Source organism: Streptomyces acidiscabies (assembly GCF_020010905.1).
Classification (GTDB): Bacteria; Actinomycetota; Actinomycetes; order Streptomycetales; family Streptomycetaceae; genus Streptomyces; species Streptomyces acidiscabies.
Genome location: NZ_JAGJBY010000001.1, coordinates 4,045,090 through 4,069,966, shown reverse-complemented (window position 1 = coordinate 4,069,966; position 24,877 = coordinate 4,045,090). Strand labels below are relative to the sequence as shown.

General features: G+C 73.2%; 22 protein-coding genes. 11 read left to right on the top strand and 11 right to left on the bottom strand.

Annotated features, from left to right (window positions below; genetic code table 11):
* Nucleotides 1-21: 21 nt before the first annotated feature.
* Together J8M50_RS18880 and J8M50_RS18875 are read left to right on the top strand one after the other, a co-directional pair.
* A complete protein-coding gene (locus J8M50_RS18880) occupies nt 22-2,535 on the top strand; it encodes a DEAD/DEAH box helicase (protein WP_010355421.1) in 2,514 nt (837 codons plus the stop codon).
* A gap of 31 nt (nt 2,536-2,566) precedes the next feature.
* Nucleotides 2,567-3,433 carry an acyl-CoA thioesterase gene (locus tag J8M50_RS18875; protein WP_010355422.1) on the top strand — a complete coding sequence of 289 codons (867 nt, stop codon included), beginning with the start codon at nt 2,567-2,569 and terminating at the stop codon, nt 3,431-3,433.
* Nucleotides 3,434-3,491: 58 nt separating this feature from the next.
* On the opposite strand, the gene J8M50_RS18870 is transcribed toward J8M50_RS18875, so the two are convergent.
* Together J8M50_RS18870 and J8M50_RS18865 are read right to left on the bottom strand one after the other, a co-directional pair.
* Complete coding sequence (locus J8M50_RS18870) at nt 3,492-4,403, bottom strand: DUF6397 family protein (RefSeq protein ID WP_010355423.1); 912 nt, start codon at nt 4,401-4,403, stop codon at nt 3,492-3,494.
* 128 nt (nt 4,404-4,531) lie between these two features.
* The gene (locus J8M50_RS18865; RefSeq protein WP_010355424.1) at nt 4,532-4,945 is read right to left on the bottom strand and encodes a roadblock/LC7 domain-containing protein; all 414 of its coding nucleotides are present in this window, start codon (nt 4,943-4,945) and stop codon (nt 4,532-4,534) included.
* 104 nt (nt 4,946-5,049) lie between these two features.
* On the opposite strand from J8M50_RS18865, the gene J8M50_RS18860 reads away from it, so the two are divergent.
* Nucleotides 5,050-5,478, top strand: a complete 429-nt coding sequence (locus J8M50_RS18860; protein ID WP_010355425.1) for a PPOX class F420-dependent oxidoreductase — start codon at nt 5,050-5,052, stop codon at nt 5,476-5,478.
* On the opposite strand, the gene J8M50_RS18855 is transcribed toward J8M50_RS18860, so the two are convergent.
* The 6 genes from J8M50_RS18855 to J8M50_RS50095 all read right to left on the bottom strand — a co-directional run bounded on the left by J8M50_RS18855 (nt 5,475) and on the right by J8M50_RS50095 (nt 10,757).
* Nucleotides 5,475-6,077, bottom strand: coding sequence for a GTP-binding protein (locus J8M50_RS18855; RefSeq protein WP_010355426.1), 603 nt, complete (start codon nt 6,075-6,077; stop codon nt 5,475-5,477). The genes J8M50_RS18860 and J8M50_RS18855 overlap by 4 nt on opposite strands.
* Nucleotides 6,078-6,197: 120 nt before the next feature.
* Nucleotides 6,198-6,593: a DUF742 domain-containing protein gene (locus tag J8M50_RS18850; RefSeq protein ID WP_010355427.1), complete on the bottom strand. Its 396-nt coding sequence runs from the start codon at nt 6,591-6,593 to the stop codon at nt 6,198-6,200.
* A 7-nt stretch (nt 6,594-6,600) separates the two neighbouring features.
* A complete protein-coding gene (locus J8M50_RS18845; RefSeq protein WP_010355428.1) occupies nt 6,601-7,038 on the bottom strand; it encodes a roadblock/LC7 domain-containing protein in 438 nt (145 codons plus the stop codon).
* A complete protein-coding gene (locus J8M50_RS18840) occupies nt 7,035-9,557 on the bottom strand; it encodes a sensor histidine kinase (RefSeq protein WP_010355429.1) in 2,523 nt (840 codons plus the stop codon). The genes J8M50_RS18845 and J8M50_RS18840 overlap by 4 nt, the downstream gene beginning before the upstream one ends.
* Before the next feature lie 42 nt (nt 9,558-9,599).
* Entirely contained in the window at nt 9,600-10,379 is a 780-nt protein-coding gene (locus tag J8M50_RS18835; protein WP_010355430.1) for an MHYT domain-containing protein, read from the bottom strand.
* Between the two features lie 141 nt (nt 10,380-10,520).
* Complete coding sequence (locus J8M50_RS50095; protein WP_178855051.1) at nt 10,521-10,757, bottom strand: hypothetical protein; 237 nt, start codon at nt 10,755-10,757, stop codon at nt 10,521-10,523.
* A 129-nt stretch (nt 10,758-10,886) separates the two neighbouring features.
* Between J8M50_RS50095 and J8M50_RS18825 the strand changes: the two genes are divergently transcribed.
* The gene (locus J8M50_RS18825) at nt 10,887-11,687 is read left to right on the top strand and encodes a hypothetical protein (protein WP_010355432.1); all 801 of its coding nucleotides are present in this window, start codon (nt 10,887-10,889) and stop codon (nt 11,685-11,687) included.
* Nucleotides 11,688-11,725: 38 nt separating this feature from the next.
* Here J8M50_RS18825 and J8M50_RS18820 read toward each other — a convergent pair whose 3' ends face one another.
* Nucleotides 11,726-11,908 carry a tail-anchor membrane protein gene (locus J8M50_RS18820; RefSeq protein ID WP_029184100.1) on the bottom strand — a complete coding sequence of 61 codons (183 nt, stop codon included), beginning with the start codon at nt 11,906-11,908 and terminating at the stop codon, nt 11,726-11,728.
* A gap of 265 nt (nt 11,909-12,173) precedes the next feature.
* On the opposite strand from J8M50_RS18820, the gene J8M50_RS18815 reads away from it, so the two are divergent.
* Nucleotides 12,174-15,059 carry an SCO1167/SCO6262 family helicase gene (locus J8M50_RS18815; RefSeq protein ID WP_010355434.1) on the top strand — a complete coding sequence of 962 codons (2,886 nt, stop codon included), beginning with the start codon at nt 12,174-12,176 and terminating at the stop codon, nt 15,057-15,059.
* Entirely contained in the window at nt 15,056-16,282 is a 1,227-nt protein-coding gene (locus J8M50_RS18810) for a hypothetical protein (protein ID WP_010355435.1), read from the top strand. Before J8M50_RS18815 ends, J8M50_RS18810 begins: the two co-directional genes overlap by 4 nt.
* A 1-nt stretch (nt 16,283) precedes the next feature.
* Here J8M50_RS18810 and J8M50_RS18805 read toward each other — a convergent pair whose 3' ends face one another.
* Together J8M50_RS18805 and xylA are read right to left on the bottom strand one after the other, a co-directional pair.
* A complete protein-coding gene (locus J8M50_RS18805; RefSeq protein WP_075661857.1) occupies nt 16,284-16,661 on the bottom strand; it encodes a hypothetical protein in 378 nt (125 codons plus the stop codon).
* Between the two features lie 252 nt (nt 16,662-16,913).
* The gene (gene xylA / locus J8M50_RS18800) at nt 16,914-18,080 is read right to left on the bottom strand and encodes a xylose isomerase (protein WP_010355439.1); all 1,167 of its coding nucleotides are present in this window, start codon (nt 18,078-18,080) and stop codon (nt 16,914-16,916) included.
* Nucleotides 18,081-18,195: 115 nt separating this feature from the next.
* Here xylA and xylB point away from each other — a divergent pair, with 115 nt between their 5' ends.
* The 5 genes from xylB (at nt 18,196) to exaC (ending at nt 24,850) form a co-directional block, all read left to right on the top strand.
* On the top strand, nt 18,196-19,626 hold the full coding sequence (xylB, locus tag J8M50_RS18795; RefSeq protein ID WP_010355440.1) for a xylulokinase: 1,431 nt from the start codon (nt 18,196-18,198) through the stop codon (nt 19,624-19,626).
* Nucleotides 19,627-19,748: 122 nt separating this feature from the next.
* Nucleotides 19,749-20,960 (top strand): ROK family transcriptional regulator, encoded by a 1,212-nt coding sequence (locus J8M50_RS18790; RefSeq protein WP_010355441.1) that lies wholly within the window; start codon nt 19,749-19,751, stop codon nt 20,958-20,960.
* Nucleotides 20,961-21,258: 298 nt separating this feature from the next.
* Nucleotides 21,259-21,861 carry an N-acetylmuramoyl-L-alanine amidase gene (locus J8M50_RS18785; protein WP_010355442.1) on the top strand — a complete coding sequence of 201 codons (603 nt, stop codon included), beginning with the start codon at nt 21,259-21,261 and terminating at the stop codon, nt 21,859-21,861.
* A gap of 118 nt (nt 21,862-21,979) precedes the next feature.
* Nucleotides 21,980-23,314: a GAF domain-containing protein gene (locus J8M50_RS18780; RefSeq protein ID WP_010355443.1), complete on the top strand. Its 1,335-nt coding sequence runs from the start codon at nt 21,980-21,982 to the stop codon at nt 23,312-23,314.
* A gap of 12 nt (nt 23,315-23,326) precedes the next feature.
* Nucleotides 23,327-24,850 (top strand): acetaldehyde dehydrogenase ExaC, encoded by a 1,524-nt coding sequence (gene exaC, locus J8M50_RS18775; protein ID WP_010355444.1) that lies wholly within the window; start codon nt 23,327-23,329, stop codon nt 24,848-24,850.
* Nucleotides 24,851-24,877 lie beyond the last annotated feature (27 nt).

Sequence of the window (24,877 nt, the reverse complement as noted above, 5' to 3'; positions counted from 1 at the left end):
ACGGACAGGCAAGATGGGTGTGTGACCCTCATCGATCTGCTGCCGCCGACCGCCGACCCCGACGCCCTGTACGAGGCTTTCGAGTCCTGGGCGCAGGAGCGCGGTCTCACCCTCTATCCGCACCAGGAGGAGGCGCTGATCGAGGTGGTCTCCGGGGCGAACGTGATCGTGTCGACGCCGACCGGATCCGGCAAGAGCATGATCGCGGCGGCTGCGCACTTCGCGGCGCTGGCGCGCGACGAGGTCACGTTCTACACGGCTCCCATCAAGGCGCTGGTGTCGGAGAAGTTCTTCGAGTTGTGCAAGATCTTCGGCACGGAGAACGTCGGCATGCTGACCGGCGACGCCTCCGTCAACTCCGACGCCCCGGTGATCTGCTGCACCGCCGAGGTCCTCGCGTCGATCGCGCTGCGCGACGGCAAGAACGCGGACGTCGGCCAGGTCGTCATGGACGAGTTCCACTTCTACGCGGAGGGCGACCGGGGCTGGGCCTGGCAGATCCCGATCCTGGAGCTTCCGCAGGCGCAGTTCGTGCTGATGTCGGCGACGCTGGGGGACGTCTCCTTCTTCGAGAAGGACCTCGCCCGCCGCACCGGCCGGCCGACCTCGGTGGTCCGCTCGGCGACCCGTCCTGTGCCGCTGTCCTACGAGTACCGCTACACGCCGCTCACGGAGACCCTCACCGACCTGCTGGACACCCGGCAGGCGCCGGTGTACATCGTGCACTTCACGCAGGCGCAGGCGGTGGAGCGGGCGCAGGCCCTGATGAGCATCAACATGTGCTCGAAGGAGGAGAAGGAGCGGATCGCGGCGCTGATCGGCAACTTCCGCTTCACCACCAAGTTCGGCAGCAACCTGTCCCGTTACGTCCGGCACGGCATCGGCGTGCACCACGCGGGCATGCTGCCCAAGTACCGCCGCCTGGTGGAGAAGCTCGCGCAGGCGGGCCTGCTGAAGGTGATCTGCGGGACGGACACGCTGGGCGTCGGGGTCAACGTCCCGATCCGTACGGTGCTGTTCACGGCCCTCACCAAGTACGACGGCAACCGGGTGCGGACGCTGCGCGCGCGGGAGTTCCACCAGATCGCGGGCCGCGCGGGGCGGGCCGGGTTCGACACGGCCGGGTTCGTCGTCGCACAGGCGCCGGAGCACGTCATCGAGAACGAGAAGGCGCTCACGAAGGCCGGTGACGATCCGAAGAAGCGGCGCAAGGTGGTCCGCAAGAAGGCGCCGGAAGGCTTCGTGGCCTGGACGGAGAACACCTTCGACAAGCTGATCGAGTCGGAGCCGGAGCCGCTGGCGTCGCGTTTCCGGGTGACGCACACGATGCTGCTGTCGGTGATCGCCCGCCCCGGCAACGCGTTCGCCGCGATGCGCCACCTCCTGGAGGACAACCACGAGCCGCGCAAGCAGCAGTTGCGGCACATCCGCCGGGCGATCGCGATCTACCGCTCGCTGCTGGACGGCGGCATCGTCGAGAAGCTCGACGAGCCGGACGCCACCGGCCGCATCGTGCGCCTGACGGTCGACCTCCAGCAGGACTTCGCGCTCAACCAGCCGCTGTCCACGTTCGCACTCGCCGCGTTCGAGCTCCTCGACCCCGAGTCGCCGTCGTACGCGCTGGACATGGTCTCCGTCGTGGAGTCCACGCTCGACGACCCGCGCCAGATCCTCGCCGCCCAGCAGAACAAGGCGCGCGGTGAGGCGGTCGCCCTGATGAAGGCGGACGGCGTCGAGTACGAGGAGCGCATGGAGCGCCTCCAGGACATCACGTACCCGAAGCCGATGGAGGAGCTGCTCTTCCACGCGTACGACACGTACCGCAAGAGCCACCCGTGGGTCGGCGACCACCCGCTGTCGCCGAAGTCGGTGATCCGGGACATGTTCGAACGGGCCATGTCGTTCACTGAGTTGGTGTCGCACTACGAGCTGGCGCGCACCGAGGGCATCGTCCTGCGCTACCTGGCGAGCGCCTACAAGGCCCTGGACCACACCGTCCCCGACGACCTGAAGTCCGAGGACCTCCAGGACCTCATCGAGTGGCTGGGCGAGATGGTCCGCCAGGTCGACTCCAGCCTCCTGGACGAGTGGGAGCAGCTCGCCAACCCGGAGGAGATGACCGCCGAGCAGGCGCAGGAGAAGGCCGACGAGGTCAAGCCGGTCACCCTGAACACGCGCGCCTTCCGGGTCCTGGTGCGCAACGCGATGTTCCGCCGCGTGGAGCTGGCCGCGCTCGACCACGTCGCCGAACTCGGCGACCTGGACGGCGAGTCCGGCTGGGACGCGGACGCGTGGGGCGAGGCGATGGACAAGTACTGGGACGAGTACGAGGACCTGAGCACCGGTCCGAACGCGCGCGGGCCGAAGCTGCTCGTCATCCAGGAGGAGCCGGCGAACCGGCTGTGGCGGGTGCGGCAGATCTTCGACGACCCGAACGGGGACCACGACTGGGGGATCAGCGCGGAGGTCGACCTCGAAGCGTCCGACGCCGAGGGCCGCGCGATCGTCCGGGTCACCTCCGTCGGACAGCTCTGAGCAGCGCCACCAGCACAGGAGAAGCACACTCATGACGAACCCCGCCGAGAGACTCGTCGACCTGCTCGACCTGGAGCAGATCGAGGTCAACATCTTCCGCGGCCGTAGCCCCCAGGAGTCCCTCCAGCGGGTCTTCGGCGGGCAGGTGGCCGGGCAGGCGCTGGTCGCCGCGGGCCGGACCACGGAGGGGGACCGGCCGGTGCACTCGCTGCACGCGTACTTCCTGCGTCCCGGCCGGCCCGGTGTGCCGATCGTGTACCAGGTCGAACGGGTGCGGGACGGCCGGTCGTTCACGACCCGGCGGGTCACCGCCGTGCAGCAGGGCCGCACGATCTTCAATCTCACCGCCTCCTTTCACAAGCCTGAGGAAGGTCCCTTCGAGCAGCAGCTGCCGCCGGCCCGGGTGGTCCCGGACCCGGATTCGCTGCCGACCGTCGCGGACGAGGTCCGGGAGCATCTCGGGGCGCTGCCCGAGCAGTTCGAGCGGATGGCCCGGCGTCAGCCGTTCGACATCCGGTACGTCGACCGGCTGCGCTGGACCCCCGAGGAGCTGAAGGAGGCCGAGCCCCGCAGCGCCGTCTGGATGCGCGCGGTGGGGCCGTTGGGGGACGACCCCCTCGTCCACACCTGCGCACTCACCTACGCCAGCGACATGACCCTCCTGGACGCCGTCCGTATCCCCATCGAGCCTTTGTGGGGTCCGCGGAACTTCGACATGGCCTCCCTGGACCACGCGATGTGGTTCCACCGGCCGTTCCGGGCGGACGAGTGGTTCCTGTACGACCAGGAGTCGCCGATCACCACGGGTGGGCGGGGGCTGGCGCGGGGCCGTATCTACGACCTGCACGGGCGGCTGCTGGTGTCGGTCGTCCAGGAGGGGTTGTTCCGGGCGCTGTAGCGGTGTGCGGGGTGCCGCGCCGGGGCGTTCGCCGGGCGCGGCACTGTCGCACGGCCCGTCAGACGCGCTGCCGGGTCCTGCCCTTGCGTCGCAGCCACTTCGCGAGGTGGCGGCGTGTGCGTACGGTGCGGGGGCGAGGTGCGGGGGTGGGTTCGGTCCGAGGTGCGGGTTCAGGGGCGGGTTCGGGCGCCGGCCGGAGTGCCGTCAGGCTCTCGCGGGCTTCCGTCAGTGCCTCGTACAGCTCCGTGCGGAGCCAGCCGATCTCGTCCAGGAAGTTCGCGGTCATGATTTCCGCGGCGAGCTGGGCGGAGGGGGAGCCGGGCGCCCCGTGGGCCGGGAGGGCGGGTCGGGAGCGGTTGAGGTAGGCCCGCTCGTAGGGGTCGGGGACGAGGTCGGCGACCTGGTCGGAGTCGAGGAAGGCGGCCACGGCGCCGGCCCGCTGCCAGGGGGTGTCGGCCTGGCGGAGCAGGAAGCCGAGGTGGCGGCCCCGCCAGTTGCGGGGCCTGCAGTCGAGGCCCTCGGCGAGCCGGGCGCGCAGTTCTTCGGGCGCCGGGCCGGAGAGCAGGGACGCGTTGGCCGGGTTCTCGGCGAACCTGCGGAGTTCGTCGGCGAGGTAGAGCCAGACGACGGCCCGGTAGCGGTTGAGGTAGAACCGCACCGGTGAGACGAGTCCGAGCCGCGCGAGGCGGGAGAAGCGGGCGGGTGAGATCTTCAGGAGGTCCGCCGCCTCGGCGGTGCCGACGGTGCGCACCTCTTCGAGGAAGGACTCCGGGAAGTCCGGCCGGGCGCGCAGCCGTTCGATCTCCGTGTACGGGATCCGACGGCCGCCGCCTCCCTCGTCCGGTACGGTCCGGACCCGGCCGAGGTGGACGGCGAAGTCGAACTCGCCGCGTTTGACGCCCAGTTCTTTCGCCGCGCGGCTCGGTGTGCAGGTGAGCGGGCGTGGTCGGGCTGTCGTGTGCTGAGACATGGTCGGTCTCCCCCGTGGTCTGTCGGGCTCCGCGCCGTTCGCGGTGCCCTCGGGAAAAACCGTAGCCGTTTTGCCGGATCTGCCGGCAAGCCTGTGGATAACTTCGTATACGCCCTTAAATACGCAGGTCAGTGCTCTGTGAGCGGGGTTCGTTCGGGTTGGCGCACGTCCATCGTGAGGTGTTCGCCGACGCGGCTGACGAGAAGGGTCATCTCGTAGGCGACCTGGCCCATGTCGGCCTCGGCGCCGGTGAGGACGCACAGGCAGCTGCCGGTTCCGGCGGCGGTGACGAAGAGGAGGGCGTCGTCGAACTCGATCATGGTCTGCCGGACCCGGCCGGCGCCGAAGTGGCGGCCGGAGCCCTTGGCGAGGCTGTGCAGGCCGGAGGAGACGGCGGCGAGGTGTTCGGCGTCCTCGCGGCGCAGTCCGGTGCTGGCGCCGGCCACCAGCCCGTCGGTCGTGAGGACGAGTGCGTGCCGTACGTGTTCGACGCGTTCGGTCAGGTCGTCCAGCAGCCAGTCGAGTCCCTGGTTCTGCCCCATGCTTCGCTCTCCCCGCGTACATCTCCCCGTTGGGTCCCGCCCGTGCGATGACTTGCCCGCCACCCTTCCGCAGTTTCGGGGGCCCGAGCAAGGAGGATGGCGGCATGGCGAAGAAGATGACCGACGAGGAATGGCGGGCGTTCGTCTCGGACGGCACCCGTACCGCGAAACTGTCCACGGTCCGGGCCGACGGGAGTCCGCACGTGGCCCCGATCTGGTTCGTGCTGGACGGGGACGACCTGGTGTTCAACACCGGCAAGGAGACCGTGAAGGGCCGCAACCTGGCGCGGGACGGCCGTGTCGCGCTGTGCGTCGACGACGACCGTCCCCCCTTCGACTACGTGATCATCCATGGCCGCGCCACGATCTCGGAGGATCTCCCCGAGGTCCGGCACTGGGCGGCCAGGATCGGCGCCCGCTACATGGGCGAGGACCGCGCCGAGGAGTTCGGCGACCGCAACGGCGTACCGGGCGAACTGCTGGTGCGGGTCGCCGTGGAGAAGGTGCTGGCGCTCAAGGCGCTGGCGGACTAGCTCACGGAGTCGAGGAGGCGGGCCGTGTGCATGCGGCCCGCGTACTCGACGAGGCGGATGAGGACCTCCTTGCCGGAGTCGCGGTCGCGCGCGTCGCACAGGACGACGGGGGTGCCCTGGTCGAGGTCGAGGGCGCGGGACACGTCGGGGGCGGCGTACGCGCGTGCGCCGGTGAAGCAGTTGACGGCGACGACGAACGGGATGTGCCGGTGCTCGAAGTAGTCGACGGCCGGAAAGCAGTCCTCCAGACGCCGGGTGTCGGCGAGGACCACGGCACCGAGGGCACCTTGGGAGAGCTCGTCCCACAGGAACCAGAAGCGGTCCTGGCCGGGGGTGCCGAACAGGTAAAGGGACAGTCCGGAGCGGATGGTGATCCGGCCGAAGTCCATGGCGACGGTCGTGGTGACCTTCTGGTCGACGCCGTCGGTGTCGTCGACGGCCTGTCCGGCTTCGCTGAGCAGTTCCTCGGTGCGCAGCGGCTTGATCTCGCTGACCGCGCCCACCAGGGTCGTCTTGCCCACGCCGAACCCGCCGGCGACCAGAATCTTCAGCGCCAGCGGTGCCGTCTCGCCGGTGGCGTCGGGGTGCTCGGAGGCCATGGATCACTTCTCTCGGGGGTTCCGGCGTGCGGAGGTGTCGTTTGACCGTTCTTGTTCGTTTCGAGGTCCTGAGAGGCGCGAGATGCGTACGTATACGCGCGCCCGGTGACAGGTGTTCATCTACAGGGCCCGCAGCCCTTCGATGACCTCCCGCAGGATCCGTTCGTCGGGCAGGTGCGCGGGCGGCACCGGGCGGCTGACGGTGACGCGGCCCGTCTCCAGGAGGTCCCCGAGGAGTACCCGGACCACCCCGACGGGCAGGTCGGTCCCGGCGGACAGCTCCGCGACGGACTGCGTCTCGATGCGGCACAGGTCGATCAGGGCGCGGTGTTCGGGACCGAGCGCGTGGTCGTCGTCGGCGCCGGGCGCGCCCGGGTCGAGGGTGACGAGGGCGATGAGGTCGAAGCGGACCCCGGTGGGCCCCGGCTTGGTGCGTCCGCCGGTCATGGCGTACGGCCGTACGAGGGGTCCGGCGTCGTTGTCGTACCACTGGGCGCTGGGTGGCTGGTCGTTCATCGGTGCCTCATCCGGCGGCGGGCGGGCGCGCGGTGACGCGGGGCGGGGTGTGGAGGTGTTCGCCGACGCGTTTGACCAGGCGGGCCATCTCGTAGGCGACGAGGCCTATGTCGGCGGTGGCGGCGGTCAGGACGGCGAGGCAGGAGCCGTCCCCTGCGGCGGCGACGAACAGGAAGCCGTCGTCCATCTCGACCATGGTCTGGCGCACCCCTCCGGCGCCGAAGTGCCGTCCCGCGCCCTTGGCGAGGCTGTGGAAGCCGGAGGAGACGGCGGCGAGGTGTTCGGCGTCCTCGCGGCCGAGGTCCGTGGAGGCGCCCACGGCGAGGCCGTCGTTGGACAGTACGACCGCGTGCCGTACCTCGCCGACGCGCATCACCAGGTCGTCCAGCAGCCAGTCGAGTTCCCCCGACAGCTGGGACGGCCTCGTGCCGGGGTCCTGGATCATGCGGGGTCTCCTTCACTGCCGGTTCGCGGCCCGGCCGCGCGGCCGGGCTGTCTGCCGCCGCCACGGGTCCAGCCCGCGCGGTAGGCGGCCATGCGGTCGCGGACGACCTCGGGGGTGCGTCCGTCGTCGCGGGTGCCGTGCGGTCGCTGCGGTTCCTCCGCGCGCGGGCCGCGCAGTTGGGGGACGAGGCTCGCCTGGCGCACGCGGCGCGGGAGGTCGTCGTCGGGTACCGCCGGGGGTTCGTCGTCGTCCGGGGGGCGGTGCAGGCGCAGGGGGGTGACGCCGGGGGGCGGCGGCTCGGAGGCGTGCGCCTGGGCCGGCGCGGGTGCGGGCGCTGGGGCGACGAGTGCGGGGCGGTTGGCCGGCGCGGGGACGGCTTCGTGTTCCCGGTCGTCCGGTACGCGCGCGTACGCGGGTTGCACGCTGTGCTGCGGTGCGACGGCTCGTGCGGCGTCCTGGGCGGAACGTTCCGGCTTGCCGGTGTCCAGGAGGGCGGTGGGCAGCAGGACGACGGCTGTGGTGCCGCCGTAGGGGGAGGTGCACAGGTGGACCTTGATGCCGTGGCGGGCGGCGAGCCTGCTGACGACGAACAGGCCGAGGCGGTCGCTGTCGAACAGGTCGAGCGCCTCCGACTGGGTGATGCGCCGGTTGGCCCGCGTGAGGGCCTCGTCGCCCATGCCGAGGCCCCGGTCCTCGACCTCGACGGCGTACCCGTTGCCGACGGGTTCCCCGGTGACCCGCACGCGCGTGTGCGGGGGCGAGAACTGGGCGGCGTTCTCGACGAGTTCGGCGAGGAGGTGGGTGAGGTCGGCGACGGCGGCACCCGCGACGGACGCCGCGGGGAGCTGGCGCACCTCCACGCGCGCGTAGTCCTCGACCTCGGAGACGGCGGCGCGCACCACGTCGGTGAGCGGGACGGGCATCCGCCAGGCCCGGCCGGGGGCGGCCCCGGAGAGGATGATCAGGCTCTCCGCGTGACGCCGCATACGGGTCGTGAGGTGGTCGAGTCGGAAGAGGTCGCTGAGTTCGTTCGGGTCGTCGGAGCGGCGCTCCATGCTGTCGAGGAGGCTCAGCTGGCGGTGCACCAGGACCTGGCTGCGGCGCGCGAGGTTGACGAACACGCCGGAGATGCCGCTGGCGAGTTCGGCGCGCTCCACGGCGGCTCTGAGGGCGGCGCGGTGGACGGTGGTGAGGGCCTCGGCGACCTGTCCGGTCTCGTCCTCGGCGCGGGGTCCGGACGGGGCCTCCGCTCGGACGTCGATCTCCTCGCCCGCGCGCAGTTTCCGCATGGCCTCGGGGAGTTTGCGGCGGGCGATCTCCAGGGCGTCGTTGCGCAGGCTGACGAGTTCGACGACGAGGCCGCGGCCGATGCGTACGGAGATGACGAGCGAGGCGACGACGGCGGCGAGGCCGAGCAGGACGGCGGCGCCGGCCGGGGTGAGCAGCCCGCGCGTGAAGGGGTCGGCGCGGCGGACGACCTCGTGTCCGGCGTCCGTCTCGATGGTGCGCATCCCGCTCTGCACGCGCGCGTGGGCGGCGTTCCAGGCGGCCTCCGGCGCGGCGGCGAGGGCCCGTTCGCCGGGGGCGTTCGCGCGGACGCGGTTCTCGGCGGCGGTCAGGGCGGCGTAGGCGTCGTCGTCGGCCAGCGCGCGCCAGGCGGCCCGTTCGGGGCCGCGCAGGTCGGTGACGGCGGCCTCGGTGAGGGTGCGGCGGTTGTCGGCGGCGCCGGTGAACAGGCTGAGGCGCCGGGTGTCGAGGCGGCCCGCCGGGCGCGCGCCCGCGAGGACGGCGTCCTCCTGGGCGAGGGCCTCGGCGGCTCGGGAGAATTCGAGCAGCACGCGCGCGTCGGAGCCGAGTTCGGCGTCCTGGATGCCGGAGAGGGCGCCGCCCACGGCGAACGCGGCGGAGATCGTCCGGGTGTAGCGGTCGTACGCCTGTGACCAGTCGGCGGTCCCGCCGAGCACCGCGCCGCGCAGGGGCCGCAGTCGTTCGGCGCCGGTGACGAAGGCGTCGAGCCGCTGGGCGACCCCGGCGGGCAGTTCCTGGGCGTCGGCGACGGTGCTGCTGTCGCCGAGCCGCAGTCGGGCGACCGCGCTGTCGGTGGCCGACGCGAGGCGGCGCAGGGTGTCGCCTTGGCCCGCGCGGGGCTCGGTCGCGTACCGGACGGCGGCGAGGCGTTCGGCCTGGAGGGCGGCGACGGCGTCGGCGACGGGTGCGCGGACCTGGGAGTCGACGCGCTGGATCTGGCGCAGCCGGGAGACGTCCTGGGCGGTGGTGACAGTGGCGTACGCCCAGAGGGCGAGCAGGGAGACGACGGGCACCATCAGCAGGCAGACGATCTTGGCGCGGACGGTACGGGGGCGTATTCGCCAGCGTTCCGCGCGCGGGGGCGTGTCGTCCGTCGTGGCCTCGGGGTCGCGTCGGTCCTCGTGGGCGGGCGGCCCGGCGTGGGCGCGGCGGCCTCGCATCGGGGGCGGCGGCTCGGTGCCGGCCGCAGTGGCCTTCCTGGGGGTGCGCATGGACTCCTCGCTGGGCGGTGGGTCGGAGGGGCTCGGTCCGGGTCAGGCGCGGTTGCCGACGGGTTCCACGGCCCGTTGGGCGGAGGCGGACTCCTCGCGTTCCCCGGTGGTGGGCGACAGGGCGACGAAGGCCGAGGTCAGGAAGAGGTAGGACCCGAGGCCGACGGCGAGGGGGAAGATGAACTGCATCGCCGTGGCCCCGGACAGGGGCGCCCCGGAGGGCTCGACGTGCACGCTCACCGCGAACATCCCCGTGTAGTGCATGCTGCTGACGGCCGCGCCCATGACGAGGGAGGCGACGGTGACCGCGACGGGCGACTCGATGTTGAGCGCGGCCCACAGCGCGGCGGTGGCCGCGACGACGGCGATGACCACGGAGAGGGCGACCGTCATCGGGTCGTAGTGCACGTCGCCGTGCAGCCGGACGGCGGCCATGCCCAGGTAGTGCATGCTCGCGACGCCGATCCCGGTGGTGAGTCCGCCGGTCAGCAGCGCGCGCGTACGGTCGCGTCCGTAGCCGACGGCGAACACGCCCGCGCAGACGACGACCATGGCGACGACGAGGCTGAGGACGGTCAGCGGTACGTCGTAGCGGATGTCGGTGCCGCTGACGGCGAAGCCGAGCATCGCGACGAAGTGCATGGTCCAGATGCCGGTGCCGATGGCGGAGGCGGCGGTGATCAGCCAGTTGCGGCGCGAGCGTCCGGTGGCGGCGAGCGCGCGCACGGTGCAGCGCAGCCCGAGGGCGGCGCCGGTGCAGGCCATCACGTACGACAGCACGGGGGTCAGCCATCCGAAGGCTGCGTGGTCCAGGTGTCCCATGGCTCAGGGACGCTAGTGCGGGCAGGGGGAGGCAAAGGGGGCAGGTTTCGGAAAGTGCCGCAATCTGGCGCAGATACGGGCGTGATTGATCACGTGGCGTCCGATTGTGCGCACTGTGGGTGTCTCCGTGTCGGTGCGGGATCATGCGCCCGTGAGCGACGACCGCACACACGTCCAGGAGTTCTTCACGTCCCGCGCGGCGACATAGGACAGCAGGTTCCCGCACGACGGACCCGCGTACGCCGCTGCGGTGGCCGCTCTGGAGCTGCGGCCGGGCGACGGGTGCTGGACGCCGCGTTCGCGGCGGGCGGAGGCCGGCCTGTCGAGTCCCCGCAGACCGTCGCCCGCGCACCCCTCGGGCTTCCGGCCGCCTGACACGGGACGATTCGTCCCCGTCTTCGCGGTCTTCACGAAAACAGCAGCTCCGGGTCCGTCTGGGAGTCGTGACAAGCATGTCGCGGGCGCACTAGGGTGCGCGCCGTTGGACGAACCCGTGGGGAGGCTGGGATGGCCGGGACGGACGAGGACACCGTCGCCGCCGACGATGCGCTGTATGTGCTCACGGCGGTGCTGCTGACACCCGCACAGTTCCCGAGCGCGCTGGGCGACGACTACCCGGAGGCGTGCGCCGCGCTCGGTCTCGCGCCGCTCGCGGACGGGTACGGGCTGGTGCTCGGCCAGGACGGCGTGGGCGCGCGGTGGACCGTGGTCGTCGACGACGTGTCGCTGGTGGCGGTCGCGATCGCCTCCTGGGACTGCGGGATGGAGTACGACCTGTCGCCGGACGACCGGACGGTCGTCGCCGGGCTGCCCGGCTGGCCGCTCGCGGTGGCCGTCGCGGCGCCCGGCGTGCCCGCGCCGCACGACCCCGCCCCCGAGGTCGCCGACGGGCCCGCGCTGGTCCCGCCGGACACGAGCGGGTGGGGCTCGGCGCAGCGGCGGCTGGGGGCCGACGAGATAGCGCTCCAGTGGACGACGTGGCGCGAGCAGATCGACGACTCGAAGTTCGAGCCCCGCCGCGAACCGGGCGCCGCCGAGCGCCCCAGCGACATCCGGCGGGTCCTCGCGGAGGCCCGCGCCTATGTCGACACGCCGCCTCCGCTGGGCCGGGTGCGGTCCTCCTTCGCGCCGGGCGAGGCGCGCATGCTCCGCGCGGACGGGCCCGGCTGGTCGCTGGTGGCCCGCACGGACGACATCGCCTTCGTGCTCCTCGACGACAAGCCCGGCGAGGTGCTGCCCGTCGGCCGGGGGCCGGAGCTTCCCGGGCTGCTGAAGGCGCTGGACCGGATGGCCGTGCGGCCGAGCTGAGCCGGGCGCCCTGCGCGGGAGGGCGCCCGGCCCCGTGCTCAGCGGCCGATCTCCTTGCGGCTGATGCGGCGCAGCCTGCGCCGCTGGGACGGGTCCAGCGTGAGGTACGCGGCCGTCGGGACCCCTATCACGATCAACAGCGCCGCCCACCAGGGCAGCCAGATCAGCAGGAGGATCCCGGCCGCCACCCCTCCTGCGGCGATCTTCGCGTTCTTCGACATGTACGTCGCCTCCTTCGCGGCCACTGCCGCTCTCTGCTCTGAGAACGGTTCCACGCGGCCCGCGGTTCCGACCGCCGACCCTGAGACGCCCCTGAGACCGGACCCCGACACGTCCCTGAGGGACCGTTGCCGCCGGCCCCTTCCCATGCTGTACCCTCGGCGACCCCGGCTTAGCTAGTCAAACTTGAGGAGTAGGGTCATCTCCGCGCAGAGGGTTCCCGCCGAAGCACCGCCCGACATCCCCGGACCGTCCCGCTGCCACACCGTGTTCGTGCCCGGAGACCCGGCCCGCACCGGCCGGATCGCCTTCTGGCACCCCGACGGCAGCGCACCGCCCCCGGTCGGCCCCGCCGCGCCCCTGCGCATCGTGCGTCCCGCGGGCGCGGGCGTCGAGACCGTCGAGGTCCCCGCCGTCTTCGTGCCCGTGCGCGAGGCGCTGCCGCTGCTCACCCGCGCGCGGGTCGCGCCGGACGCGCATCCGTCGGCCGCCTTCTGGGGCGCCGCCGCGCTCCTGGCCCTCCAGTTCGTGGCGCGCGGGCTCCTGCTGCCCGGCCTGTCCCCCGGCGACCACGACGCGTGGCGGGTGGGGCCGCTGGGCCAGGACGACGTCGAGCGGATCCGGCGGCTCGCCGACGCGATGCCGCCCGAGGCGCACGCGGTGCCCGTAGACGACGGCCCCGAACCGCGCCTGCCCGTCCCTGAGCGGCTGCTGCGGGCCTTCCTGGACGCGGTCGCCGACGCCCTGCCGCGCTCCCCCGCCGCGCCGCTCGTGACGGGCAATCCCGCCTACGCGTCGCCGCTTCCCCGGCGTCTGCCGCACGCACGCGCGTGGGCCGCCGACGTCGCGGCGGGGCAGGACGCCGGGGTGCGGATCTCGCTACGCGTCGAGGTGTCGGGGCTCGACGGGCCCGAGGAGGCGCCGAGGTTCCGTGTGGTGCCGCAGGTCCGTTCCGTCGCCGATCCCGGGGTGATCGCGGACGCGGCGGAGGTGTGGGCCGTGACGGGCGACGGCACGGAACCCGGCGCGGGGGCGGGCGAGCTGGGCCCAGGGCAGGCGCGCGGGGACGCGATCGAGGCCAGCTGGCGACACAGCGGCCAACCGCTCCTGGGGCACGCACGAGAGAGCGCGGTGCGGTCCTTCGGCCCCGGCGCGCGCATGGATGTCCTGCTGGCGCTGCGCCGCGCGGCGCGTGCCTGGCCCGTGCTCACGCCCCTGCTGTCGGCCGCCGTCCCGGACGCCGTGGACCTCCTGGACGACGACGTCGAGGACCTCCTCGGGAACGGCGCGCGGGCGCTGGCCGCCGCCGGGGTCGAGGTGCACTGGCCGAGGGAACTGTCCCGGACGCTCACCACGCGCGCGGTCGTGGGCCCGCCGGACGGGCCGGGCGAAGCGCCGTCCTTCCTGTCGGCCGACGCGATGGTGGGCGTCGGCTGGTGGTTCGCGCTGGGCGGTCAGCAGCTCACCCGCGAGGAACTGGACCGGCTCGCGGAGGCGAACCGTCCGCTCGTACGGCTGCGCGGGCAGTGGGTTCTGATCGACCCTCAGGAGGTCCGTCTCGCCCGTTCCCTGCCGGACCGCAAGCTCGACCCCATGGAAGCCCTGGGCGCCGCTCTGACAGGCTCGGCGGAGATCGACGGCCGGTTTGTCGACGTGCACTCCACGCGCTGGCTGGAGGGCCTGCGGGAGCGCCTCGCGCCCTCCGGCGAGCAGGGGCCGGTGGAGCAGCCCGCCGCGCTCGCCGCGACCCTGCGGGACTACCAACGGCGCGGCCTCGACTGGCTGGCCCGGATGACGTCGCTGGGCCTCGGCTGCTGCCTGGCCGACGACATGGGGCTCGGCAAGACGGTCACGCTGATCGCGCTGCACCTGCACCGCCAGGCCGACCCGGCGTCGGCGGGGCCCACGCTGGTGGTCTGCCCGACGTCCCTGATGGGCAACTGGCAGCGGGAGATCGAACGGTTCGCGCCCGGCACGCGCGTACGCCGCTTCCACGGGCCGCGCCGGGACGTGGAGTCCCTCGCGGACGGCGAGGTCGTCCTCACCACGTACGGCACGCTGCGGCTGGACGCGGCCCGGCTCGCCGAGGTGCCCTGGGGGCTGCTCGTCGCCGACGAGGCGCAGCACGTGAAGAACCCGTACGCGGCGACCGCCCGCGCGCTGCGGACCGTCGGCGCCCGCGCGCGGGTGGCGCTCACCGGCACTCCGGTGGAGAACAACCTCTCCGAGCTGTGGGCGATCCTGGACTGGACGACGCCCGGTCTGCTGGGCCGGCTCACCGCGTTCCGCGCACGGTACGCACGCGCCGTCGAGACGGGAGCCGACCCGGCCGCCGCCGAGCGGCTCGCCCGGCTGGTGGGACCGTTCCTGCTGCGCCGCCGCAAGTCCGACCCGGGCATCGCCCCGGAGCTGCCGCCCAAGACCGAGAGCGACCGCCCGGTGTCGCTCACGCCGGAACAGGCGGGCCTGTACGAGGCGTTGGTGCGCGAGACGCTCGCGGAGATCGCGGGCGCGGACGACATGGCGCGGCGCGGCCTCGTCGTGAAGCTGCTGACCGGCCTCAAGCAGATCTGCAACCACCCGGCCCAGTACCTCAAGGAGGAGCGGCCACGGATCGCCGGGCGGTCCGGGAAGCTGGAGCTGCTCGACGAACTGCTCGACGGCGCCCTGGCCGAGGGGGCGGCTGTCCTGGTGTTCACGCAGTACGTGGCGATGGCCCGGATCGTCGAGAGGCACCTGCGCGCGCGGGGCGTGCCTTCGCAGTTCCTGCACGGCGGGACGCCGGTCGGGGAACGCGAGGCGATGGTCGGCCGTTTCCAGGACGGGGAGGTGCCGGTGTTCCTGCTGTCGCTGAAGGCGGCCGGGACGGGGCTCAACCTCACCCGGGCCGAGCACGTCGTCCACTACGACCGCTGGTGGAACCCCGCCGTCGAGGCGCAGGCCACCGACCGCGCGTACCGGATCGGGCAGACCCGGCCGGTGCAGGTGCACCGGCTGATCGCCGAGGGGACGGTCGAGGACCGCATCGCGCGGATGCTGGACCGCAAGCGGGAACTGGCCGACGCGGTGCTCGGCTCCGGCGAGAGGGCGTTCACGGAGCTGACGGACGCGGAGCTGGCCGAACTGGTGGAACTGCGAGGGGGGACGCGATGAGCGGGCGTGACGGGTACGGGGAGTCGGCGTTCGAGGTGGCGGCTCCCGCGCGCGGGCAGGCGTTCGCGCGCACCTGGTGGGGGCGGGGCTGGGTCGCCGCCCTGGAGGACGGGGTCCTGGACAGCGCCCAGATCCGCGCCGGGCGCCGCCTCGCGCGCGGGGGCGCGGTCGGCGCCGTGTCGGTGCGGCCGGGTCGCGCGACGGCGGTCGTCCGGGACCGGGACGGTACGGCGCACCGCGCGGACGTGCTGCTCCCGGAGCTGTCCGGGGCCCAGTGGGACCGGCTGCTGGCGCTGGCCGGGGAGCGGGCCGGGTACGTGGCCGCGCTGCTCGACCGCGAGATGCCGCCGCACCTGGTGGAGGACGCGGCGACCGCGGGCGTGGACCTCCTGCCCGGGCTGGGCGAACTGGAGGCGTCCTGCGACTGCGGCGCCTGGGACCACTGCGGGCACACGACGGCCCTGTGCTACCTGGTGGCCCGCCTGCTGGACGAGGACCCCTTCGTCCTCCTGCTGCTGCGCGGGCGCCCCGAACGGTCCCTGCTGGACGACCTCCAGGCCCGCACCGCCGCGCCGGCGCACCGGGAGGGCGTGGACGCCGCCGAGGCGTACGCGTCCGTCCCCGTGGCGCTTCCCGTCCCGCCGGATCTTCCCGACGCCCCGGGCGTGCCGCCCTCCCTGGACACCGGGACCGCACCGCCGGACGGCGTCGTCCCGGCCGCCCTGGAGTTCCTGGCCGCGCAGACGGCCCGGGAGGCGCACCGGCTCCTGCGGGAGGCCCTGCACGGGGCGTCCCCGGCAGCCGGGTTGACGCCCGCTCAGGACGCGGTCCGCCTCGCCGCTGCGGACCCCTCGGACCCCGGCGTCCGCGCGCGGCTCGCCGAGGGGCGCGTGGACCTCGGCCTCGCCGTACGCGCGTGGCGCGAGGGCGGTGCGAGTGCGCTGGCCGTTCTCGACGAGGAGTGGACCCCCGACAGTGTGACGTCGGCCCGCGCGCGTGCGGTGCTGGAGGCGGCCTGGGACGCGGACGAGCGTCCCGCCCTGCGCGCGCACGCCAACCGCTGGACCGCCGTCGGGGAGCCCGCGCAGATACGTCTGGACCGCGAGGGCCGCTGGTGGCCCTACCGCAGGCTGGACGGCCGTTGGACGCCTGTGGGAGGCCCGGCCCTCGATCCGGCGACAGCCTTGGCGGCGGCCACCGGGAGCGAGGAGGACCCCTGGTGAGTCACGGCAGCAGGGACGCCAGGTCGCTGGGGATCAGGCCGCTGGGAATCAGGTCGCTCGGGATCGGCAGGGCCGTGGGCAACCGGGTCGGCAGGAGGCTGGCGAGCCCGCTCGGCAGCGTGTGGGCCGGGGACGAGGAAGACCCGGCGGACGCGGCGGTCGAAGGCGTGTCGCCCTGCTTGTCGTCGTCCCCTGAGCCCCCTGAGGCCGTCAGGACGACGATCACGACGACCGCCACGCCCACCAGCGCGGCCAGGGCGGCGAACAGGGACGTACGACGCCTGCGGGGCCGCGAGGGGCGCCGGCCGTCGTCGTACGGCGGAGGCGCGCCGAAACCGCCGCCGGAGGGCGGGTACGGAGGTACGGGCGGAGTGGCCATGGTGTCCACCTTGGGCCCGTCCGGGCCCGGGCGGTGTCCCCCGCGCGTGAGTTGGTACCGGCTCATGTCAAGGAGGACATGATTCCGGCGTATTCCCCTCGCGGGCAGCCGCAAGGGGCTCGTGCCGAAGGAGGCCCGACGGCCCGCGCGCAGGGTCGCTCGACCGCCCACGCGCGCGTACCCGTTCGGCCGGGACGGTCACCCGTCCCGGCCGCCCTGGACGCCAACCGGCACGCGCGCGTGGAGTCGTGATCAGCCGCGGGCACCCAGGAGGTGGTCCATGGCGAGCTGGTCGAGGCGCTCGAAGGCCATCCCGCGCGCGGCGGCGGCCTCGGCGTCGAAGTCCTCGAAGGCGGCGCGGTCGGCGAGGAGCGCGTCGAGGCCGTCGGCGGCGGTCGGCTGGGCCAGCTCGTCGAGACGGGACGCGCGCAGCGCCTCCTGGACCTCCGGGTCGGCGCGGAAGGCGAGCGCGCGCTCCTTGAGGATCAGGTAGTTGCGCATGCAGCCGGCCGCCGACGCCCAGACGCCGTCGAAGTCCTCGGTGCGCGGGGGCTTGAAGTCGAAGTGCTTCGGACCGGCGTACCCGGCGCTCTCCAGCAGGTCGACCAGCCAGAACGCGGAGCGCAGGTCACCGGCGCCGAAGCGCAGGTCCTGGTCGTACTTGATGCCGGACTGGCCGTTGAGGTCGATGTGGAAGAGCTTGCCCGCCCACAGCGCCTGCGCGATGCCGTGCGGGAAGTTCAGGCCGGCCATCTGCTCGTGGCCCACCTCGGGGTTCACGCCGTACAGCTCGGGCCGCTCCAGGCGCTCGATGAACGCCAGCGCGTGGCCGACGGTCGGCAGGAGGATGTCGCCGCGCGGCTCGTTCGGCTTGGGCTCGATCGCGAACTTCAGGTCGTAGCCCTGCGCGGTGACGTACTCGCCGAGGAGGTCGAACGCCTCCTTCATCCGGTCGAGGGCCACCCGTACGTCCTTGGCGGCGCCGGACTCGGCGCCCTCACGGCCGCCCCAGGCGACGTACGTCTCGGCGCCCAGCTCGACGGCCAGGTCGATGTTGCGGATCGTCTTGCGCAGCGCGTAGCGGCGCACGTCGCGGTCGTTCGCGGTGAACGCGCCGTCCTTGAAGACGGGGTGGGTGAAGAGGTTGGTGGTGGCCATCGGCACCTTCATGCCGGTCGTGTCGAGGGCCTCGCGGAAGCGCTTGATGTGGCCCTCCCGCTCGCTGTCCGAGGACCCGAAGGGGATCAGGTCGTCGTCGTGGAAGGTGACTCCGTGGGCGCCGAGTTCCGACAGACGCTGCACGGTCTCGACCGGGTCGAGGGCCCCGCGCGTGGCGTCGCCGAAGGGGTCCCGCCCCTGCCAGCCGACGGTCCACAGGCCGAAGGTGAACCTGTCCTCGGGGGTGGGCTGGTAGCTCATAGAGCGGCTCCTTGCTGCGTACGACTATTTCGTCATGGCCGTTTACAAATTAGTATGCGGGAGCAGCCGTGGGAAGACCGATCTCGCCGAGCCGTGAAATTCGAGGGAGAGCCCGATGTCAGCAGCCGAAGGTCCGCTCGTCGTCGGCGTGGACTCGTCCACGCAGTCGACCAAGGCACTCGTCGTCGACGTGGCGACCGGCGAGGTCGTCGCGAGCGGCCAGGCCCCGCACACGGTCTCCACGGGGGCCGGGCGGGAGAGCGACCCGCGCCAGTGGTGGGAGGCCCTCGGTGAGGCGCTCAGGCAGTGCGGTGAGCCCGCGCGCGAGGCCGCGGCGGTGTCGATCGGCGGGCAGCAGCACGGCCTGGTGACGCTGGACGGCGACGGCGAACCGGTCCGGCCCGCCCTGCTGTGGAACGACGTCCGCTCCGCCCCGCAGGCGCGCCGGCTGACGGAGGAGCTGGGCGGCGCGAAGTTCTGGGCCGAGCGCACCGGTTCCGTCCCGGCGGCCTCCTTCACCGTCACCAAGTGGGCGTGGCTCGCGGAGAACGAACCGGAGGCCCTGCGCGCCGTCAAGGCCGTACGGCTGCCGCACGACTACCTGACCGGGCGGCTGACCGGCGAGGGCACCACGGACCGCGGGGACGCCTCCGGGACGGGCTGGTGGGCCTCGGGGACGGAAGGCTACGACGAGGAGATCCTCGCGCATGTCGGCCTCGACCCGGCGCTCCTCCCGCGCGTGGTGCGCCCCGGCGAGGTCGCGGGCACCGTCCGGGACGGTCACGGCCTGCCGTTCGCCAAGGGCACCCTGGTCGCGGCCGGCACCGGCGACAACGCGGCGGCGGCGCTGGGCCTCGGCCTGCGCCCCGGGGCGCCCGTCCTGAGCCTGGGCACCTCCGGGACGGTCTACGCGGTGTCGAAGCGGCGCCCCACCGACCCGACCGGGACGGTGGCCGGTTTCGCCGCCGCGCACGGCGACTGGCTCCCCCTCGCCTGCACCCTCAACTGCACGCTGGCCGTCGACAAGGTCGCCGCGCTGCTGAACCTCGACCGCGAGGCCGTCGAGCCGTCCACGGGCGTCACCCTCCTGCCCTTCCTGGACGGCGAGCGCACCCCGAACCTCCCGAACGCCTCCGGCCTCCTGCACGGTCTGCGCCACGACACGACCGCGGGACAGCTCCTCCAGGGCGCCTACGACGGCGCTGTGCACTCCCTGCTGGGCGCGCTGGACCTCGTCCTCGACGAGGACGCGGACCGTTCGGCGCCGCTGCTGCTCATCGGCGGCGGCGCGCGCGGGCGCGCCTGGCAGGAGACCGTACGGCGCCTGTCCGGGCGCCCCGTCCAGGTCCCCGAGGCCAAGGAACTCGTCGCCCTCGGCGCCGCCGCGCAGGCCGCCGGTCTACTGACCGGGGAGGACCCGTCGGCCGTCGCGCGCCGGTGGGGCACCGCGCGCGGGCCGGTGCTGGAGGCGGTGACGCGGGACGAGGCGGCGCTGGAGCGGATCTCGGGGGTGCTGGCGGATGCCGGGGGGCTGTTGGGCGGCTGACCATGGTTGGGGCCATGCCAGAACGCCGTCCCGCGCGCAGGAATGTCACCGCAGTGGACTTTTAATCCATTGGCCGTGAGTTCTCGCCGCCCACCCCGACCAGAGCCGAAGGACACCCCCGCATGACCGCCCCCCTGCACGACCCCCGCCCCACCGCCACCGGCCGGGTGTCCTCCGACACCCAGCAGGGCATGCGGCGGCGCAACCTCGCGCGGGTCATGCATGCCGTCAGCGCGGAGGGGTCGCTCTCGCGCGCGGCGGTGGCCTCGCGGATCGGGTTGACGCGGACGGCCGTGTCGACGCTGGTGGACGAGCTGATACGGGCGGGGCTGCTGGAGGAGCTGGGGCCCGAGCGGCCGGGGCGGGTGGGTCGGCCGGGGTCCGCGCTCGCCGTCTCCCGGCGCGGCCCCGCCGGGATCGGTGCGGAGATCGGCGTCGATCATCTCGCCGTCTGCGCGGTCGACCTGCGGGGTGAGGTACGCGCGCGTGCCGAGCGGCAGGGCAGCAACCGGGGCCGCTCCCCCGTACCCGTCGTCGCGGAACTCAGCGACCTGGTCCGGGACGTCGTCGCCGAGGCACGCGCGCAGGGGCTGTGGGCGGCGGGGCTCGCCGTCGCCGTGCCGGGGCTCGTGGCGCGGGACGGGCGTACGGTCGTGCGCGCGCCAAACCTCGACTGGCACGGTGTCGACCTCGGTGAACTCCTGCCCGATCAGCCCGCGTTCGTCGCCGACAACGAGGCCAACCTCGGTGCGCTCGCCGAACTCTGGCTCGGTGAGGACACACCCCGGGACTTCCTGCACGTCTCCGCCGAGATCGGAATCGGCGCGGCGGTCGTCGTGGACGGCGGACTGCTGCGCGGGACCCGGGGGTTCGCGGGCGAGCTGGGGCATGTGCCGGTCCATCCCGACGGGCCGGAGTGCGTGTGCGGGGGGCACGGGTGCCTGGAGCAGTACGCCGGGGAGGAAGCCGTGCTGCGGGCCGCCGGCCTCGCGCCCGGCAACGACCGGGTCGGACTGCTCGCGGGGCGCGCGGCGGACGGTGACGAGGCGGTGCGGCGGGCCCTGCGGGAGGCAGGGACGGCGTTCGGGATCGCCCTCACGGGGGCGGTCAACCTGCTGGACCCGGAAGGGGTCGTCCTCGGCGGGGCGCTCGCCGGGCTCGCGCCGTGGCTGCTGCCGTCGCTGGAGGCGGAGCTGGCTCGGCGGACGGCGGGGCCGGTGTGTCCGGTGTCCGTGTCTCGGCTGGGGTCGGAGGGGCCGTTGCTGGGGGCGGCGCATTCTGTGGTGCGGGGGGTGTTGGACGATCCGGTGGGGGTTGGGGTCGGGGCGGGGTGAGGTGGGGCAAGTCGAGTTGGGCCGGGTGACGAGGCGAGGCGGCTCGATCCGGTGCGATTGTCGGACTTAACGCCGGGCCGGCACCCGCCTCGCGTCGAGGCGAAACGATCCTCCCTGTGGACAACTCCCGTCCCCAGCCCCGCAATTACCCCGTTCGAGTGACCGACTTATCCACAGGCCCCGGTCTGTCCACAGATTCCCGAAGTGCCCTCTTGCGGACTCCCCGCTCCCCGTACCGTGTGATCACACGCACCGCAGCGGCGAAGCGGCGAACTCCCCACCGGCAGAAGGGCCTTGTATGAACCGAGCCAGTCCCCTCCCCAACCGGCGGCACCTCCTCAAAGGAGCCGCGCTCGCGGCGGCGGCCTCCGTGGTGCTGCCCGAGCCGAGGGCCGGGGCGCAGACCCAGGCGGCCGACTACCCCTCCGCGCTGTGGGCCCCCGCGGACGCGGCCAACTACACCGCCTCCGACCGCCCTTCGCAGCGGCACCCCGTCGACCTCGTCGTCATCCATGTGACGCAGACGTCGTTCGACAAGGCGCTGACGATCTTCCAGAACCCGAAGAAGAACGTGTCCGCGCACTACGTGGTCCGCTCCTCCGACGGCCGGGTCGCGCAGTGCGTGCGGGAGGCCGACGTCGCGTGGCACGCGGGGAACTGGGAGTACAACACTCGCAGCGTCGGTATCGAGCACGAGGGCTGGGTGGACCGGCCCGCCTACTTCACGGACGCGATGTACGAGCGGTCCGCGCGGCTCACGGCGACGGTCTGCGACCGGTACGGCATCCCCAGGGACCGGGCGCACATCATCGGCCACTACGAAGTGCCGGGCACCGATCACACGGACCCGGGCCGGAACTGGGACTGGGCGCGGTACATGAGACTCGTCGCCCAGGTCTGACCCGGCCGATCTGGGCGGGTGGTGCCGCGACGGTTGTCGGGGCCCGCACCCGGAGTGACGATGGCCGACAGCACGCACGGCGCCCTGTGCCGTCCGATTCACCCTCCAGGAGGCCGAGTTGACCGATCCCTGGGTGGCCCTCGAACCGGGGGCCGACCCCGCCGAGCGAGTCCGTACGCTGCGGCGGGCGCACGAGACGTTCACGGCCGCCGGGACGGTCGCCCAGCCGGTCCGCCGGGTCGTCGCGGACTCGTGGCGACGCTCCGCGCGAGCCAGCGTGGGGCCGGACCGTACGGCGGACGTGGAGCTGACGGACGGCGCGCTCGGCACCTACCGCGCGGAGCACCCGCTCGCCCTGGTGATGCCGCTGCTGCGGGAGTTGATGGCGCCGTTCGCGGCGGACGGCTCGCATCTGCTCGCGGTGTGCGACGCGCACGGCCGCCTCCTGTGGGTCGAGGGGCACGCGGCGACTCGGCGGCGCGCGGGTCGGATGAACTTCGTGCCCGGCGCGCGGTGGGCGGAGAGCGCGGTGGGGACGAACGCGCCGGGGACGGCGGTCGCGGTGGACCGTCCGGTGCAGGTGTTCGCGGCGGAGCACTTCACGCGGCAGGCGCAGCCGTGGACCTGCGCGGCGGCTCCGGTGCACGACCCGCGTACCGGGCGGGTGCTGGGCGCCGTCGACGTGACGGGCGGGGACGCGCTGGCGCATCCGCACAGCCTGGGGTTCGTGCAGGCGGTGGCGCGGGCGGCGGAGGGACAGCTGGCGCTGCTCGCGCGGGAGCGGCCCGCCGTCGAGGCGCCCGAGCTGGCCGCGCTGGGGCGGGACGAGGCGCGGCTGACGGTGGGCGGCAGGCGGGTGCGGCTGAGCCGGCGGCACAGCGAGATCGTGGTGCTGCTGGCCCGCCATCCGGAGGGGCTGACCGGGGACGAGCTGCTGTGCGCGCTGTACGAGGACGAGTCGGTGCCGCCGGTGACGCTGCGCGCCGAACTGGCCCGGCTGCGCGGGGTGCTGGGCCCGGAGCTGCTCGCGTCGCGGCCGTACCGGCTGACCGTACCGGTGGAGTCGGACGTGGCGGTCGTGGAGCGCAGGATCGCCGCCGGGGCGGTGACGGGGGCGCTCTCGGCGTACGGCGGCCCACTGCTGCCGGGGTCGCGGGCGCCCGCGGTGATGCGGCTCAGGCGGCAGCTCGCGGACGAGCTGAGGGCGGCGCTGATCGCGGGCCAGGACCCCGACCTGCTGTCCGACTGGGCGCACGCGCCGTGGGGCGAGGACGACCTGGAGGTGTGGCGGGCACTGGCGGCGGTACGCCCAACGGCACCGGTGCGGGCGCGACTGGCGTCGCTGGAGGCGGAGTTGGCGGCGGCCTCGTACGGGCGCGGTCGTGCAACGTGGGTGCAACGTCCAGGTGCGTACCGTCCGTCGGAGCTGTCCAATGGCGGGCAGCGCCGGTGAAGGAGGCATGGGATGACTCGTTACGTCGCGCCCGGGTCGGAGGGGGCGCTCGTCTCCTACCAGGGGCGTTACGACCACTTCATCGGCGGGGAGTACGTGCCGCCGGTGCGGGGGCAGTACTTCGAGAACCCGAGTCCGGTGAACGGGCAGCCGTTCACGGAGGTTGCGCGGGGCACGGCGGAGGACGTGGAGAAGGCGCTGGACGCGGCGCACGCCGCGGCGCCCGCGTGGGGGCGCCGGTCGGCGACGGAGCGTTCGGACGTCCTGCTGAGGATCGCCGACCGGATGGAGGCGAACCTGGAGGCGCTGGCGGTCGCGGAGAGCTGGGAGAACGGCAAGCCGGTGCGCGAGACGCTGGCGGCGGACATCCCGCTGGCGATCGACCACTTCCGGTACTTCGCGGGGGCGGTGCGCGCGCAGGAGGGTTCGCTCAGCGAGGTCGACGAGGACACCGTGGCGTACCACTTCCACGAGCCGCTCGGCGTGGTCGCGCAGATCATCCCGTGGAACTTCCCGATCCTGATGGCGACGTGGAAGCTCGCGCCGGCGCTGGCGGCGGGCAACACGGTCGTGATCAAGCCGGCCGAGCAGACGCCCGTGTCGATCCACTACTGGATGTCGCTGATAGCGGACCTGCTGCCGCCGGGTGTCGTGAACATCGTCAACGGCTTCGGCCTGGAGGCGGGCAAGCCGCTCGCGTCGAGCCCGCGCGTGGCGAAGGTCGCGTTCACCGGGGAGACCGCGACCGGGCGGCTGATCATGCAGTACGCGGCGGAGAACCTGAAGCCGGTGACGCTGGAGCTGGGCGGGAAGTCGCCGAACATCTTCTTCGACGACGTCTGGGACAAGGACGACGACCTGCGCGACAAGGCCCTCGAAGGGTTCACGATGTTCGCGCTGAACCAGGGCGAGGTGTGCACGTGCCCCTCCCGGGGGCTCATCCAGCGCGGCAACTACCCCGACTTCCTCGCCGCGGCCGTCGCCCGCACCGAGCTGATCAAGCCGGGGCACCCGCTCGACACCGAGACGATGATCGGCGCGCAGGCGTCCAGCGAGCAGCTCGCGAAGATCCTCTCGTACATCGAGATCGGCCAGAAGGAGGGCGCGAAGATCCTCACGGGTGGTGAACGTGCCGAGTACGACGGCGAGTTGAAGGGCGGTTACTACGTCCGCCCGACCATCTTCGAGGGCGACAACCGGATGCGGGTCTTCCAGGAGGAGATCTTCGGGCCGGTCGTCTCCGTCGCCGGGTTCGACGACTTCGACGACGCCATCAAGATCGCCAACGACACGCCGTACGGCCTCGGCGCGGGCGTCTGGACCCGCGACGTCAACACGGCGTACCGCGCGGGCCGCGCGATCCAGGCGGGCCGGGTGTGGACCAACTGCTACCACGCGTACCCCGCGCACGCGGCGTTCGGCGGGTACAAGCAGTCGGGGATCGGCCGGGAGACACACAAGATGATGCTGGAGCACTATCAACAGACCAAAAACCTCCTGGTCAGCTACTCGCCGAAGAAGCTGGGGTATTTCTGACCGGCCTCAAGGAAGGCGCCCGGGGAC